Annotated in this window: 10 protein-coding genes; 4 read left to right on the top strand and 6 right to left on the bottom strand. The window is 63.2% G+C overall.

Translation table 11 applies throughout. The features are described 5' to 3' along the window. Positions 1-52: 52 nt before the first annotated feature. The 5 genes from accC to DES43_RS01315 all read right to left on the bottom strand — a co-directional run bounded on the left by accC (position 53) and on the right by DES43_RS01315 (position 4,688). Positions 53-1,396 (bottom strand): acetyl-CoA carboxylase biotin carboxylase subunit, encoded by a 1,344-nt coding sequence (accC, locus tag DES43_RS01295; RefSeq protein WP_035023592.1) that lies wholly within the window; start codon positions 1,394-1,396, stop codon positions 53-55. A gap of 11 nt (positions 1,397-1,407) precedes the next feature. Further along, positions 1,408-1,869, bottom strand: a complete 462-nt coding sequence (gene accB, locus DES43_RS01300; protein ID WP_035023590.1) for an acetyl-CoA carboxylase biotin carboxyl carrier protein — start codon at positions 1,867-1,869, stop codon at positions 1,408-1,410. Between the two features lie 25 nt (positions 1,870-1,894). Then, a complete protein-coding gene (aroQ, locus tag DES43_RS01305) occupies positions 1,895-2,329 on the bottom strand; it encodes a type II 3-dehydroquinate dehydratase (RefSeq protein ID WP_035023588.1) in 435 nt (144 codons plus the stop codon). A gap of 142 nt (positions 2,330-2,471) precedes the next feature. Next, positions 2,472-3,248 (bottom strand): DsbA family protein, encoded by a 777-nt coding sequence (locus tag DES43_RS01310; RefSeq protein WP_035023586.1) that lies wholly within the window; start codon positions 3,246-3,248, stop codon positions 2,472-2,474. A gap of 42 nt (positions 3,249-3,290) precedes the next feature. Beyond that, positions 3,291-4,688 carry a M48 family metalloprotease gene (locus DES43_RS01315; protein WP_084496391.1) on the bottom strand — a complete coding sequence of 466 codons (1,398 nt, stop codon included), beginning with the start codon at positions 4,686-4,688 and terminating at the stop codon, positions 3,291-3,293. Between the two features lie 144 nt (positions 4,689-4,832). Here DES43_RS01315 and DES43_RS01320 point away from each other — a divergent pair, with 144 nt between their 5' ends. Then, a complete protein-coding gene (locus DES43_RS01320) occupies positions 4,833-5,981 on the top strand; it encodes a pyridoxal phosphate-dependent aminotransferase (RefSeq protein ID WP_035023584.1) in 1,149 nt (382 codons plus the stop codon). A 14-nt stretch (positions 5,982-5,995) separates the two neighbouring features. Next, a complete protein-coding gene (locus DES43_RS01325) occupies positions 5,996-6,922 on the top strand; it encodes a glutaminase (protein ID WP_035023582.1) in 927 nt (308 codons plus the stop codon). Positions 6,923-7,201: 279 nt separating this feature from the next. Here DES43_RS01325 and DES43_RS01330 read toward each other — a convergent pair whose 3' ends face one another. Continuing rightward, positions 7,202-10,150 carry an Rne/Rng family ribonuclease gene (locus tag DES43_RS01330; protein ID WP_035023580.1) on the bottom strand — a complete coding sequence of 983 codons (2,949 nt, stop codon included), beginning with the start codon at positions 10,148-10,150 and terminating at the stop codon, positions 7,202-7,204. Positions 10,151-10,864: 714 nt separating this feature from the next. Between DES43_RS01330 and DES43_RS01335 the strand changes: the two genes are divergently transcribed. After that, positions 10,865-12,022, top strand: a complete 1,158-nt coding sequence (locus DES43_RS01335; protein WP_245264642.1) for an N-acetylmuramoyl-L-alanine amidase — start codon at positions 10,865-10,867, stop codon at positions 12,020-12,022. Positions 12,023-12,222: 200 nt separating this feature from the next. Beyond that, positions 12,223-14,679, top strand: a complete 2,457-nt coding sequence (locus DES43_RS01340; protein WP_035023578.1) for a penicillin-binding protein 1A — start codon at positions 12,223-12,225, stop codon at positions 14,677-14,679. Positions 14,680-14,790 lie beyond the last annotated feature (111 nt).

Below are 14,790 nucleotides of genomic sequence, written 5' to 3' on the forward strand. Positions count from 1 at the left end.
CCCCGACAGAAGGGGGGTGAGAGCGCGGGCCGTGACAGGCTCCGCCAGCAACCTACTCGCCCTTGGCCAGATGCTTTTCCAGCCAGTGGATGTCATAGTTGCCGTCCGCAATGTCGTGATTGCCGACAAGGTCGCGGAAAAGCGGCAGCGTGGTGTTGATGCCGTCCACGACGAACTCGTCCAGTGCCCGGCGAAGGCGCATCATGCATTCCACACGGTTGCGTCCGTGCACGATCAGCTTGCCGATCAGGCTGTCATAGTAGGGCGGGATGCGATAGCCGGAATAGACGCCGGAATCGACGCGGATGCCCAGCCCGCCGGGCGTGTGGAAATGCGTTATGGTACCGGGCGACGGCACGAAGGTGCGCGGGTCCTCGGCGTTGATGCGGCATTCGATGGCGTGACCCTGGAAGCGGATATCGTTCTGCGTCACCGAAAGTCCGCCGCCGGAGGCGACGCGGATCTGCTCGTGAACGAGGTCGATGCCGGTGATGGCTTCCGTCACCGGATGCTCCACCTGCAGACGGGTGTTCATCTCGATGAAATAGAACTCGCCGTTCTCATAGAGGAACTCGATGGTGCCGGCTCCCGAATAGCCGAGTTCGGCGACCGCGTTGGCGCAGATGGTTCCGATGCGCTCGCGCTGTGCCTCGTTGAGTGCCGGGGACAGGGCCTCTTCCCACACCTTCTGGTGGCGGCGCTGCAGCGAGCAGTCGCGCTCGCCGAAATGCACGCCCTTGCCAGCACCGTCGCCAAACACCTGCAATTCGATGTGGCGCGGCTTTTCCAGAAACTTCTCGATATAGACGGAATCGTCGCCGAAGGCCGCGCCGGCTTCCGAACGCGCCGTGGCAAGCGCCACTTCCAGATCGGCTTCGGAGCGCGCCACCTTCATGCCGCGGCCACCGCCGCCGGCGGACGCCTTGATGATGACGGGGTAGCCGATCTCGGCGGCGATGCGCTTGGCCTCGCGCTCCTCGCTCACCGCGCCTTCCGAACCCGGAACGACCGGAATGCCGAGGCGCTTGGCGGTGCGCTTGGCCTCGATCTTGTCGCCCATGATACGGATATGGTCGCCGGAGGGGCCGATGAAGGTGATGTTGTGGGCCGCCAGAATGTCGGCAAACTTCGCATTTTCCGACAGGAAGCCATAGCCCGGATGCACGGCATCGGCGCCTGTGATCTCACAGGCGGCGACGATCTGGTGGATGTTGAGATAGCTGTCGCGCGACGGCGGCGGGCCGATGCACACGGCCTCGTCGGCCAGCCGTACATGCATGGCGTCGGAATCGGCGGTCGAATGGACGACGACGGTCTGGATGCCGAGCTCCTTGCAGGCCCGCAGCACCCGAAGCGCGATCTCGCCGCGATTGGCAATGAGAATCTTCTGGAACATGCCGCCCCAGCCTATTCGATCACGACGAGCGGCTGGCCGAATTCGACCGGCTGAGCGTCTTCAACGATGATGGCCGTGACAGTCCCGGCGCGCGGCGCGGGAATCTGGTTCATGGTCTTCATGGCTTCGATGATGAGCAGTGTCTGGCCTTCGCTCACCTTCTGGCCGACTTCGATGAATGCCTTGGCGCCCGGTGCGGGGGCGAGATAGGCGGTGCCGACCATCGGGGAAGGCACGGCGTTCTTGGAAAGATCGGGCGCGGCAGGCGCTGCAGGGGCCGAGGCCGGAGCCGGCGCCGCTGCGGGCGCCGGCGCATAGGCAGGGGCGACCGCGTGGACCGTCTGCTGCTGGCGCGAAATGCGCACCTTGAAATCCTCGTTCTCGACCTCGATCTCGGTCAGGTTGGTGTCGTTCAGGATCCCCGCCAGATCGCGGATCAGTTGCTGGTCAACACCGGTTTTCTTGCTTGTCATGGTCGAGCCTTCTTGTTGTTGCCGGTTACAGTCGCGCAGCGAGCGCCTGCAACGCCAGCGTATAGCCGAGCGGGCCGAAGCCGCAGATCATTCCCACGGCGTTTGGCGCGATCATCGAGACGTGCCGGAACGGTTCGCGGGCATGTATGTTGGAAAGATGCACTTCCACGACCGGCAAGGGCTGAACCGCCTTGACGGCATCGAGAAGGGCAATCGAGGTGTGGGTGTAGGCGGCGGCATTGATGACGATGCCGGCGGCCCTGTCGGCGGCCTCATGGATCCAGTCGACCAGAACGCCCTCATGGTTGGTCTGGCGGAAATCCACCTCCACTCCGAGAGAGCGGCCGGATTCGCGGCAAAGACCGGCAATGCCGTCAAGCGTCTGCGTCCCATAGATGGACGGCTCCCGCTTGCCGAGCATGTTGAGATTGGGACCGTTCAGAACGAAAACAGTTTTCAATATGCCGACCTTGTCCTGTGGCGGAAACCGATCACCCGCGCCGGACCTTCTATAATGCGCTTAACCCGGTGCGAAAAGAGCGCAAGCCGCTTCTTTGCCTGTCCACAGCAGGCTTCCTCCCGGCAATCAAGCCGATTCTATGTCAGAGGGCTTTCCGCGCCGCCGCGATCTTCTCGGCCAGCACTTCCTTGCCGAGCGCGCCGAACACCACTTCCTCACCCACCACGTAGGATGGCGTGCCGGTGACGGAAAGCTTGGTGGCGAGCTCGTAGGTGGCGGAAAGTGCCTGCGGAATGGAGGGGTCCTTCATCTTCTCGCGCAGTTCCGCCTCGTCGGCGCCGAGCGAGACCGCGATCCTGATCGCCTCTTCCTCGGTGGCACGGCCTTCCGCGCCCATCAGCGCGCGGTGGAATTCGCCGTACTTTTCCGGCTGCATGAGATGGAAGGCCATGGAGACGATGCTGGCTTTCTGGGAGTCTGCGCTGAGAATGGGGAATTCCTTGAGCACGAAGCGCAACTCCGGATCGGCTTTGGTCAGCGCGTCCATGTCGTCCATGGCGCGTTTGCAGTAGCCGCAATTGTAGTCGTAGAATTCAACGATGGTGATCTTGCCGTCGGGATTGCCGACAACCCCGTCGAAGCTCGAATTGAAGATCGCTTCCTTGTTCTGCTTGATGGTGTCGAGGCTGGCGAGGCGCTGCTGCTCCTGCTGTTTTGCTTCCAGCGCATCCTGCGCTTCCAGCAGCACTTCCGGGTTGGCAAGAAGATATTCGCGCACGATGGTCTCGACAGCGGCGCGGTCCAGCGTTTCGGCATGCGCCCGGGTCGTCATTTCAACGTTGTGGCTGCCTGCGATGTAACCGCCTGCAAGCAGCGCCAGCCCCAATGCCGGAGCGCCAAGCAGAACCGTTCTTTTCATGATGATAGTCCTTTCTGGTTCGCGGCGTGGCGCGAAATAGCGTTACCTGCGGGCTGACTTGCCCTGGTTGATGATGTCCTGCGCGCGCATCCACGCGGGCGAGTTGGGTTTCAGGCGGGTCTGGGCGCGGGCGGCGAATATCGCGGCATCCTTATATGCGCCGGAGTAATAATGGCCTTCGGCGGTCGCCAGTTCGGCTTCGGCCACATTGCCGAGCATGCCCTGCGCCTGCGCCAGATGGCGGTAGGCGGAAATGTTTTCGCGATCGCGTTCGAGACCCTTGTTGATCTGCGCAACGGCCTGCTTCACCGCATCCGGTGTGCCGATGGCCAGCAGGGCCTGCCCCTGCATCACCGGCAGCAGGCCGGATTTGGCCGGATCGAGCTGGATGGCCTTGCCGTAGGCTGCCGCTGCTTCCTTTGGCCTGCCTGCCTTCATGAGGATATCGCCGCGCAGTTCATGGAAGTACGGATTGCCCGGCTGGGCTGCGATGAGCGCATCCGTCTTGCTCTGGGCCGAGCGCAGGTTGCCATAGAGATAGGTGACCTGTGCATCGCCATATTTTGCGGCGAGCGTTCCGGGGTTTTTGGCGATCATGCGCGAGGCCGCCGCCTGCCCCTGCGTGTAGGCTGCGATCTTGAAGCGTGCCATGTCGTGTCGCTGCTGAAGGGCAGGCGAGTCGGCCTTGTTGTAGTTCGGGCTCTTCTGGATCAGCGTTTGCAGGTTTGAAATACGGTCCTGCGGCATGGGATGGCTGACGCGGTAGGGATCGACCCTTGCCCCGGACAGCGACAGCGCGCTCTGGAAGCGCTGGAAGGTGGTGAGCATGCCCTTGCCGGACTGGCCGGTCTTGTCGAGATATGTGATCGCGGAGCGGTCAGCCGCCATTTCCTCGCCGCGCTGGTAGGACAACAGGCTGCGGCGCGCCACCTCGCTGCCGCCGGTGGCAAGGCCGATGCCCGCTCCGGCAAGCCCGCGATTGTCCGAGGCCCCGCCGGCCACGATGGCGCCGGCGCCGAGCAGGCCGGCGATGATGGCCATGGTCTTGGCGCGTTCGAGCTGATCGCGCAGCCTCTGCTGGTGACCGCCCGCAAGATGCCCCGCTTCATGGGCGATGACGCCGATGATCTCGTTGGGCGTGTCGGCCTGCATGAGCGCACCGGTGTTGATGAACATGCGCCGGCCGGCCACAAAGGCGTTGAAACTCCTGTCGTTGACCAGAACGATCTGGATACCGGCCTTGGAGAGGCCGGCAGCATTGAAGATCGGACGCGAATAATCGCGGACCAGCGCCTCGATCTCGGCATCGCGCACGACCGGCACGCCTTGCGCAAAACCCTGCACGCAGGCGGAGGTCAGCATGGCGACGCCAAGCGACAGGGTGGCAAGCGCCTTGCCAACCCGGCTCACGGACCGGACTTTTACGGGCAGGTTCGTCATTTCCGTTCCACTCGTAGCTGAGCCTTCGTGCGATGAAAAGGCGCTGGCGTAAAGTTCATGAACTTGTGATCCCCACAGCAATAGGGCAATTGTGCGGCGCCGGGCCGCTTCCCGCGCGCCATTATGGAATGAGGATTGCTACAGATGAGTGTGTCGTCGTCACGTCGCGGGCAGGTGGAGCCGTTCCACGCGATGGACGTTCTTGCCGGGGCGAACCGGCTGATCGCGCAGGGCATCGACGTCATTTCGATGGCGGTCGGGCAGCCGTCCGATCCGGCTCCCGCCGCGGTGCGCCGTGCAGCTGCCGAGGCGCTGGAACGGGGACGCATCGGCTATACGGATGCGCTCGGCCTCATGAGCCTGCGCGAGGCCATCGCGCGCCATTATGCCGAGCACTACGGCGTAGAAGTCTCGCCCGCGCGCATCGCCGTGACGACCGGGTCTTCGGCCGCCTTCAACCTCGCCTTCCTTGCCATGTTCGACGCCGGCGACCGTGTGGCCATCGCCGCTCCCGGCTATCCGGCTTATCGAAACATCATGGCCGCGCTCGGGATTGATGTGCTGGAGATCGAACTGGACGGAGCGCCCTATCTGGATGCCGGCCATCTTCGTGCGGCACATGCGAGAAAGCCGTTGAAGGGCGTGCTGTTCGCCAGCCCCGCGAACCCGACCGGCGCGGTCATTCCCGCGCGCGAGCTCGCAGAACTCGTTTCAGCCGCGCGCGAGCTCGGCATTACGGTGATTTCCGACGAGATCTATCACCGGCTTGCCTACGGTGCGCCGGATACGACGGCGCTCGCCTATGGCGACGAGGTCACGGTCATCAACTCCTTTTCCAAGTATTATTGCATGACAGGGTGGCGCATCGGCTGGATGGTGTTGCCGCAGGAACTGGTCCGCCCGGTCGAGCGCATCGCGCAAAGCCTCTACATTTCCGCTCCCGAACTGTCACAGATCGCCGCCATGGAGGCTTTTTCCGCTACCGTTGAACTGGAGGCCGTCAAGGCGCGTTATGCGCAGAACCGCGAACTCCTCATGCAGCGCTTGCCGGAACTCGGCTTTCCGCTGGGCGCCCCCATGGACGGGGCGTTCTACGCCTTCTGCGATGTCAGCCGCCACACCAACGACAGCATGGAGTTTGCCGGCCGCATGTTGGCTGAGGCGCATGTCGCCGCTACGCCGGGCAGGGATTTCGACCCGGTGCAGGGGCACCGCTTCATCCGGTTCTCCTATGCCGGCAGCAACAGCGACATCGCCGAGGCGCTGGCGCGTCTGGAACGCTGGCTGAAATAAACGGGGGGCAGGGCGTGGCTGATTTGCAGGGCGTTCTGGACGAGATCGCTGCGGAAATGTCGGAGCGCAGGGATCGGGGCGCGGTGGCAAGCTACATTCCGCAACTGGCCAGGGTAGATCCCGCCAGATTCGGGATCGCGGTCGCTCTCGTTGACGGCCGGGTGCTGACGGCCGGAGATGCGGAGGAAAGTTTTTCGATCCAGAGCGTTTCCAAGGTTTTCACGCTTACGCTTGCGCTCGGCAAGGTGGGGGATGCCCTGTGGCGCAGGGTGGGGCGCGAACCGTCCGGCAATCCTTTCAACTCGATCGTGCAGCTTGAGCATGAAGGCGGGGTGCCCCGCAATCCCTTCATCAATCCGGGCGCTATCGTGGTGGCCGATATTCTGCTGGCCGGACACCAGCCGCGCGAGGCCATCGGTGAAATCCTGCGCTTCATGCGGTTCCTTGCCGATGACGACAGCATCGTGATCGATCATCAGGTGGCGGCATCCGAGCGCGCCACGGGATTCCGCAATTCGGCGCTTGCCAACTACATGAAGTCGTTTGGCAATCTCGACCATTCGCCCGAACTCGCGCTGGGCGTCTATTTCCACCATTGCGCCATCGCCATGAATTGCCGCCAGCTTGCGTTGGCCGGGCGGTTTCTGGCGGACCGGGGGCGCAGTGCCGGCGGCCACACGGTCGTATCGGCAGAACGGGCAAGGCGCATCAGCGCCCTGATGCTGACCTGCGGCCACTATGACGGTTCGGGCGACTTTGCCTTCCGCGTCGGCATTCCGGCCAAAAGCGGCGTGGGCGGCGGCATTCTGGGCGCGGTGCCCGGTGTGGGTTCGGTTGCCGTCTGGTCGCCCGGCCTCAATGCGCATGGCAATTCGCAACTGGGAACGCTGGCGCTGGAAAACCTGGCGCGTGCCATGAACTGGTCGGTCTTCGGCGCCTGATTGCTGCGGGATTGCACGAAAAAGGCCCGGCTGTCTGGAAGCCGGGCCTCTGATCCACAACTGGAAGGCGAAATCCTGAAGCGTGTCGCGATCTTTCAGATTCGCTCCTTCACGCTTCAGGTTCTTTTTTTGCATGTCGTTGGCCCGAAACCGGTTCCCGCTTTTCGGGCGACATGCTTGGAGCGGCGGATGCCCGGACAGATCCGGGCTGCCGTTCCATCCGATTGTTTTCGCCGCATTCGTGCGACGTCAGGTGATTCCAGCTGACTGCAAAATGCTTCAGAAAAAGCCCTTGCGTTGCCACCAGCCGCCGCGCTTCGGCTTTTCTTCTGCGGGGGCAGCGGCAGCGTCGGTCTCTGCGACTGCGGATGACACCACCGGTTCGGCGGGCGCGTCGGCAGCTACGGCCTTGCGGCGCGTGCGCTTCGGCTTTTGGGCAGGCGCTTCCTCGGCCGAGCCATTGACGACAGGTGCCTCAGGCGCAACCTGAACCTCGATAACCGGAGCAGCCTCTGCTTCGGGAGCCGGTTCCGGCTGGGGAGGAGCCTCTGTGTCGGCCGCTTCCGCCGAAACCTCCTCGACCTTGGCCTTCCGGGGGCGGCGGGCACGCTTCGGCTTTTCGGCGGGCGCCTCTTCCTTGGGCGCTTCTACCTTGTCGGGCTCTGCCGTCACCTCGGCCGCGATCTCCAGGGCCACCTCGGCCACTGGGGATTCCGTTTCGGAAATTCCGGCCTCGGGCTGAGTCGCGGCGGCAGGCTCTTGTATCGCCGCATCGCCTTCGCCGGCCTCTTCGGCCTCCGCTTCTGCGGCCGGGATATTTTCCTCATCGTCGGCGCGGTTGCGGCGGCCGCCGCGCTTGCCCCGCCGGCGTTTCTTCGGCTGGCTGTCGTCTTCCGCCTTCACGGATATGGTTTCGCTTTCGGTGGCATCGGTCTCGTCGCCGGCCTGTTCGACCGTCTCGTCATCCGCATCCGATGCCGGGTCGGAGCCGGCATCCAGTGCCTGCTCGGCTTGATCGCGGTCCCGGCCGCCGCGACGGCGGCGGCGGCGGCGGCGCTTGCGATCGCGCTGGCTTTCGCCGTGGCCGTCCTCACCCTGTTCGGCGCTGATCTCTTCCGCCTCTTCCTCGTCTTCGATGACGATGTCGTCCTCGGGCTCGTCGTCGTCGGTAAAGCCGGTCTGCGTGCGGATCTCAACGAAGCCTTCCGGCTTGTCGGCGATCGCGCCGCGCGAGATGACATAGTGCTGCGATGCGGTGCTCTCGTCAGCTTCGACGGTGATCGTCACGCCGAACCGCTTTTCGAGCTCGATCAGCGTGCTGCGCTTGTGATTGAGCACATAAAGGGCCGTGGCAGCCGGGGTTCGCACCGTGATGTGATGACGCGAATCCTTGAGCAGGAATTCCTCGATGGCGCGAACGACCATCAGGGCGACCGAAGAATCCGAACGCACATGCCCGGTGCCGCCGCAGTGCGGGCAGGGCTTCATGGTCGATTCCAGAACGCTGGCGCGGATGCGCTGGCGCGACATCTCGAGCAGGCCGAAATGCGAGATGCGGCCGACCTGAATGCGGGCACGGTCGTTCTTGAGGCACTCCTTGAGCCGCTTCTCGACGGCGCGGTTGTTGCGGCTCTCCTCCATGTCGATGAAGTCGATGACAATCAGCCCGGCAAGGTCGCGCAGGCGCAACTGGCGGGCAACCTCCTCGGCCGCTTCCAGATTGGTGTGCAGGGCCGTTTCCTCGATGGAGTGCTCCTTGGTGGAACGACCCGAGTTGACGTCGATGGAGACCAGCGCTTCGGTCTGGTTGATGATGAGGTAGCCGCCGCTCTTGAGCGTCACTTGCGGCTGCACCATGCGGTCGAGCTGGCCTTCGATGCCGGAACGTACAAAGATCGGCGTGGTGTCGCGGTAAGGCTGCACGACCTTGGCGTGGCTGGGCATCAGCATGCGCATGAAGTCTTTCGCCTCGCGATAGCCTTCCTCGCCGGCGACCAGCACCTCGCCGATGTCCTTGTTGTAGAGATCGCGCACCGAACGCTTGATGAGGGATCCTTCCTCGTAGACGAGGGCAGGGGCCGTGGACTGGAGCGTCAGATTGCGGACATTCTCCCACAAACGCATCAGATATTCATAGTCGCGCTTGATTTCGGCCTTGGTGCGGCTTTCACCGGCCGTGCGCAGGATGACGCCCATGCCTTCCGGCACCTCGAGGTCGGCCATGACCTCTTTCAGGCGCTTGCGGTCCTGCGCGTTGGTGATCTTGCGCGAAATGCCTCCGCCGCGGGCCGTGTTGGGCATCAGCACGGAATAGCGGCCGGCAAGCGACAGATAGGTGGTGAGGGCCGCGCCCTTGTTGCCACGCTCTTCCTTGACCACCTGCACGAGCAGGATCTGGCGCCGCTTGATGACTTCCTGAATCTTGTATTGGCGGCGCAGCGGCTTGCGGCGGCTGCGGGCTTCTTCCAGAGCATCTTCCGCCCCGACCGATTCGACCTCATGGTCGTCGCCGTTGGAAGAAGCGACTTCCTCGACCGTGCCGCGGTCGGTATTTTCCTGTTCGTTTTCCGAAGATTCCACCGTTTCGCCGGCAACCGCCTCGGAAACCACATCGGTTTCGACCATCGCAGCCATGGAGGCCGGCCTGGCGTCGTCGGAGGAACCAGTTTCTGCCTCACCGTCCTCTTCAGCCGTTGCGTCGGAGGCCACATCGGCCTGCGCCATCACCTCTGTGTCATCGGAAACCACGTCGCCGGTGGCCGGTTCCTCTTCCGAGCCGGCTTCATCGCCGCTGACGGCCTCATCCGCCGTTGCTTCGACGCGATTCGCATCTTCTTCGCTGTCGCGCGCCTTGCTGCCGCGCCGGCGGTTGCGGCGGGAGCGATCACGCTCCTTTCGCTCGTCGCCGCCATTCTCATCCTCGCTGTCTGCCTGTGCTTCCGCGGCCTCGGCCGCAAGAAGCGCCTGCCGGTCGGCAACCGGAATCTGGTAGTAATCGGGATGGATTTCGGAAAAGGCGAGGAAGCCGTGACGGTTTCCGCCATATTCGACGAAAGCGGCCTGAAGCGAGGGCTCCACCCGCGTCACACGGGCGAGATAGATGTTTCCTTTGAGCTGCTTCTTGTCCTGGGATTCGAAATCGAATTCTTCGATGCGGTTACCGCGAACGACGACAACACGTGTTTCCTCCGGGTGGGAGGCATCTATAAGCATCTTGTTGTTGGGCATTACTGCGTGTCCTCCCGGCAGCCGCCAGCGCCGGCCAACCGGGCCATGCCCGCTGCCGGTTAAAATGGGTGAGGGTGCCGGATAATTGTATGTCCCTGCGCCGCAGCCGAAGCGCGATGGCGGAGCCGCCCGCTGCCGTTGTGGCGCGGTGTGATGCGGACCTTTCCATTATGGCGCTTGAAGGCATAGTCAGCCAGTGGACCTCTTGAACCAAAGCCCGGAAACCGGACCAGCTTGTTTGCTCTTGACCAGAGCCGGCCGGGCACATCCCAGCCGTTTTCCTGAACGCAGACCACTCCCCGCCACGGGTCCATGCCTGCGAAAACTTTTTGTGACCAGCCGCGAACCGTATCGACCCCGCTTGAAGGCTCCGGCCACTATGGAGTGGCTGCGAGCCGCAAGGGACGGTTGCGAGATTGCGGTAGTCCACCGCTGCTTTTAAGATTTGGCGAGGTGGAAGGCAACCCCGTTTTCGGATGCCGGCAAATGGGCCTTACGTAGCGTAAAACGGCTTCTGAAAAGGCTTGGTTAACCTTCTCTGGCTACGAACTGTTAATCGAATTGCGTCGTATCGGCGCCACGATCAATGACAGGCAAGCCGCCGCAATGGAAGCCACGCGACATCATATGGGTGCGGATGCACGGCAGAGCAAGGCGGCGGGCCTTTGCCGCCGGCTGGGCGGCGTCCTTGCCCTGATGGTCCTGCTGGTCGGGATGCAATTCCTCGCGGCGGCTCCCGCACCGGCTGGCGAAGCCTTGACCGCCACCGAATACAAGATGGCGGGCGATGCCACAAAAATGCGCATCGTGCTGAATTTCGACGGGGAGCCGGAGCCGAGATGGTTCCTGCTGCGCTCGCCCCACAGGCTGGTCATCGATCTGCCTTCCACTGAGATGCGCCTGTCTGCCGCCGACCTCAGGGCGCGGGGACTGGTCGCAGGCGTACGCTATGGAAAGAGCGGAGACGGCAATTCCCGACTGGTGATTACCGGCAAGGGGCCTTTTCTCGTTGACAGGCTCGATGTACTCAGGAACGAGGATGGCCCCGGCCAGCGTATTGCGATCGAGATTTCCGCTGCATCCGACCGGCAGTTCGAGGAAGCCCTTGCCGAGCAGGCCATGACCACGGCTGCGACGGTCGCGGGCGACAAGGGCGACCGCAAGAGCAAACACCCGCTGCGGCGCTTCACCGTGGTGCTCGACCCTGGCCACGGTGGCATCGACGGCGGCGCGGAGGGCGTGAGCGGAACGCAGGAAAAGGAGATCACGCTGGCCTTCGCACGCGAGCTCAAGACGAAACTCGACGCCATCCGCAAGTATGACGTGATCCTGACGCGTGACAGCGACGCCTTCCTGCGGCTGGACGAGCGCGTGCGCATCGCGCGCCAGAACGAGGCCGACCTGTTCATCTCGATCCATGCCGATACGATCCGGCTGAAGGGCATTCGCGGTGCGACCGTCTACACCGTGTCGGACAAGGCATCGGATGCCGAGGCCCAGGCGCTTGCCGAGCGCGAGAACCTTTCGGACCAGCTCGGCGGCATCGAGGTGAAGGTGGACAGCCCCGAAGTGGCCGATATCCTGTTCGATCTCATCCGCCGGGAGACGCATTCGTTCTCGATGAGCTTCGCCAACACGCTGGTGGGGGAATTGTCCACCACCGTCGGCCTCATCAACAATCCCCACCGGTTCGCCGGCTTCAAGGTGCTGCGCGCGCCCGATGTGCCCTCCGTTCTGGTCGAGCTTGGCTATCTGTCCAACCCGGAAGACGAGGCGCAGCTCCTCAATCCGGAGTGGCGCGACAAGGCAGCATCCAGCATCATAAACGCCATATCCGCTTTTGCTTCCGCAAAGGCTGCGGCGGGTGGTTGATGCAACCTTTGACTGCAAGGTGGCGTTGCAAGCGCACAACACAGTGCGATATTGTTGCCGCAATCGAGAATCGACTTTGCCCGTTGCCGTAATTTACCCACATCAGGGCGACATTGGTTCCCGATCTTGGACCTTCCCGGGAGTCTTGCGCGCGTAGCCGCGCCCTTCGGGGAGGTGGCGGAGTTTCTACTGGAGCGGGCATGATTCGGCTTATCGGCTACTTTTTCGGCATCGGCACCGCGCTGGCCCTGCTCGTCGCGGGTGCGGTGGCGATCTATATCGGTAGCCTTTCCAAGGACCTGCCCGACTATGAGGTTCTGGCAAAATACGAACCGCCGGTGACGACGCGAATCCACGCCTCGGACGGTTCGCTGATGGCCGAATATGCGCATGAGCGGCGGCTCTATCTGCCGATCCAAGCCGTTCCGGATCGCGTCAAGGCGGCCTTCCTCTCGGCAGAGGACAAGAATTTCTACAATCACCCCGGCATCGACGCGACGGGCCTGGCCCGCGCCGTCATCACCAATTTCCAGAACATGGGCTCGGGGCGCCGTCAGGTTGGCGCCTCGACGATCACGCAGCAGGTGGCGAAGAACTTCCTGCTGACCTCGGACCAGACCTATGAACGCAAGATCAAGGAAATGATCCTGTCGTTCCGCATCGAACAGGCCTATTCCAAGGATCGCATCCTCGAGCTTTATCTCAACGAGATCTTTTTCGGGCTCGGCTCCTACGGCATCGCTGGCGCGGCGCTTACCTATTTCGACAAATCCGTCAACGAACTCACCACCTCCGAAGCCGCCTATCTGGCTGCGCTTCCCAAAGGTCCGTCCAACTACCACCCGTTCCGCCACACCGAACGGGCACTGGAGCGGCGCAACTGGGTGATCGACCAGATGGTCGAGAACAATTACATTTCGCGCGAGGAGGCGGACAAGGCCAAGGCCGAGGGGCTTGGCGTGAAGCCGCGCCGCGGCGGCACCTATCTCTTCGCCGGCGAATATTTCACCGAGGAGGTGCGCCGCGAGATCAGCGCCCGCTACGGCCAGACCGCGCTCTATGAAGGGGGGCTTTCCGTCCGTACGACGCTGAATCCCGAATTGCAGCGTGTCGCCCGCAAGGCGATGCAGACCGGCCTTATCAAATACGACACCCTGCGCGGCTATCGCGGCCCGGTGACCACCATCGATGTGTCCGGCGACTGGGGCGTGCCGCTTGGGGAAGTCAAAAGCCTCGACGATGTGCCGGAATGGACACTCGCCGTGGTTCTGGAAAGCGGCGCTTCCGGCCTTCGCATCGGCCTGAAACCGGCGCGGCAGGTTTCCGGCGAACTGGTCAGGGAGCGGGTCGAAGGCACAGTATCGAAGGAGGACATGTCCTTCGCGATGCGCCATGTGGTCGACGGCAGGACGCTCAAGGCAAATTCTCCGGCGGATGTGCTGAAACCCGGCGATGTCATCTTCGTGGAAAAGCGCGAAGGCTCCGACAGCGCCTATGCGCTGCGCCAGTTGCCGGAGGTGAGCGGCGGCATGATCGCGATGGACCCGCATACCGGCCGCGTTCTGGCCATGGTGGGCGGCTTCTCCTATTCGCAGTCCGAATTCAACCGCGCCACGCAGGCGATGCGCCAGCCCGGATCGTCGTTCAAGCCGATCGTCTACGCGGCCGCCCTCGACAATGGCTACACGCCGGCTTCCGTCATCATGGACGGCCCGATCACCATCCAGAGCGGCAATACCACCTGGACGCCCAAGAACTACGATGGCCGCGCCGCCGGCCCCTCGACCCTGCGTTCGGGCATCGAGCGTTCGCGCAACCTGATGACGGTGCGCCTCGCCAACGACATGGGCATGAAGCTGGTTGCCGAATATGCGGAGCGCTTCGGCGTCTATGACAAGCTTGCGCCCTATCTGCCGATGTCGCTGGGCTCCGGCGAGACGACCGTGATGCGCATGGTTTCTGCCTATGCGATCATGGCCAATGGCGGTCGCTCGATAAAGCCTTCGCTCATCGACCGCATCCAGGACCGATACGGCAAGACCGTGTTCAGGCATGACGACCGCGGCTGCGAAGGCTGCAATGCCAGCGAGTGGCAGAACCAGCCCGAGCCGGAGCTTGTCGACAACGCCGAGCAGGTTCTCGATCCGATGACCGCCTACCAGATCACGTCCATGATGGTTGGCGTGGTGCAGCGCGGCACGGCCACCTCCGTGGCCGAGCTTGGCCGCCATATCGCCGGCAAGACCGGCACCACGAACGACGAGAAGGACGCCTGGTTCATCGGCTATACGCCGAACCTCGTTGTGGGTGTCTATCTCGGCTATGACAAGCCGCGCAGCCTCGGACGGGGCACGACCGGCGGCGGTCTTGCAGCTCCCGTCTTCAAGGACTTCATGCGTGTGGCGCTGGACGGCACGCCCAATGTCGACTTCAAGGTCCCCGAGGGCATGAACCTTGTGTCGATCGATCGCAAGACGGGCATGCAGGCGACTCCGGGCCAGCCCGGAACCATCGTCGAAGCGTTCAAGCCCGGCACCGGCCCAGCCGATTCTTACTGGGTAATCGGCATGGGCGAGGATGGTTCCAACGGCTATGGTGAGGCGCTTTCCCCTCAGGCAAACCAGGCCATCCAGTCCGGTGGCGGCGGTCTCTACTGATACCGAGACTGAACACCTTATGTGTCTCAGTCCTGCTAGATTAGCCCCATCGCGGCTCCCGGCCAGGAGCTGCGATGGGTGGGCTACAGCGTTTAACATCTTGTGGCCTGA

The sequence above is a fragment of the Aquamicrobium defluvii genome, assembly GCF_004363725.1.
Lineage (GTDB): Bacteria > Pseudomonadota > Alphaproteobacteria > Rhizobiales > Rhizobiaceae > Mesorhizobium > Mesorhizobium defluvii.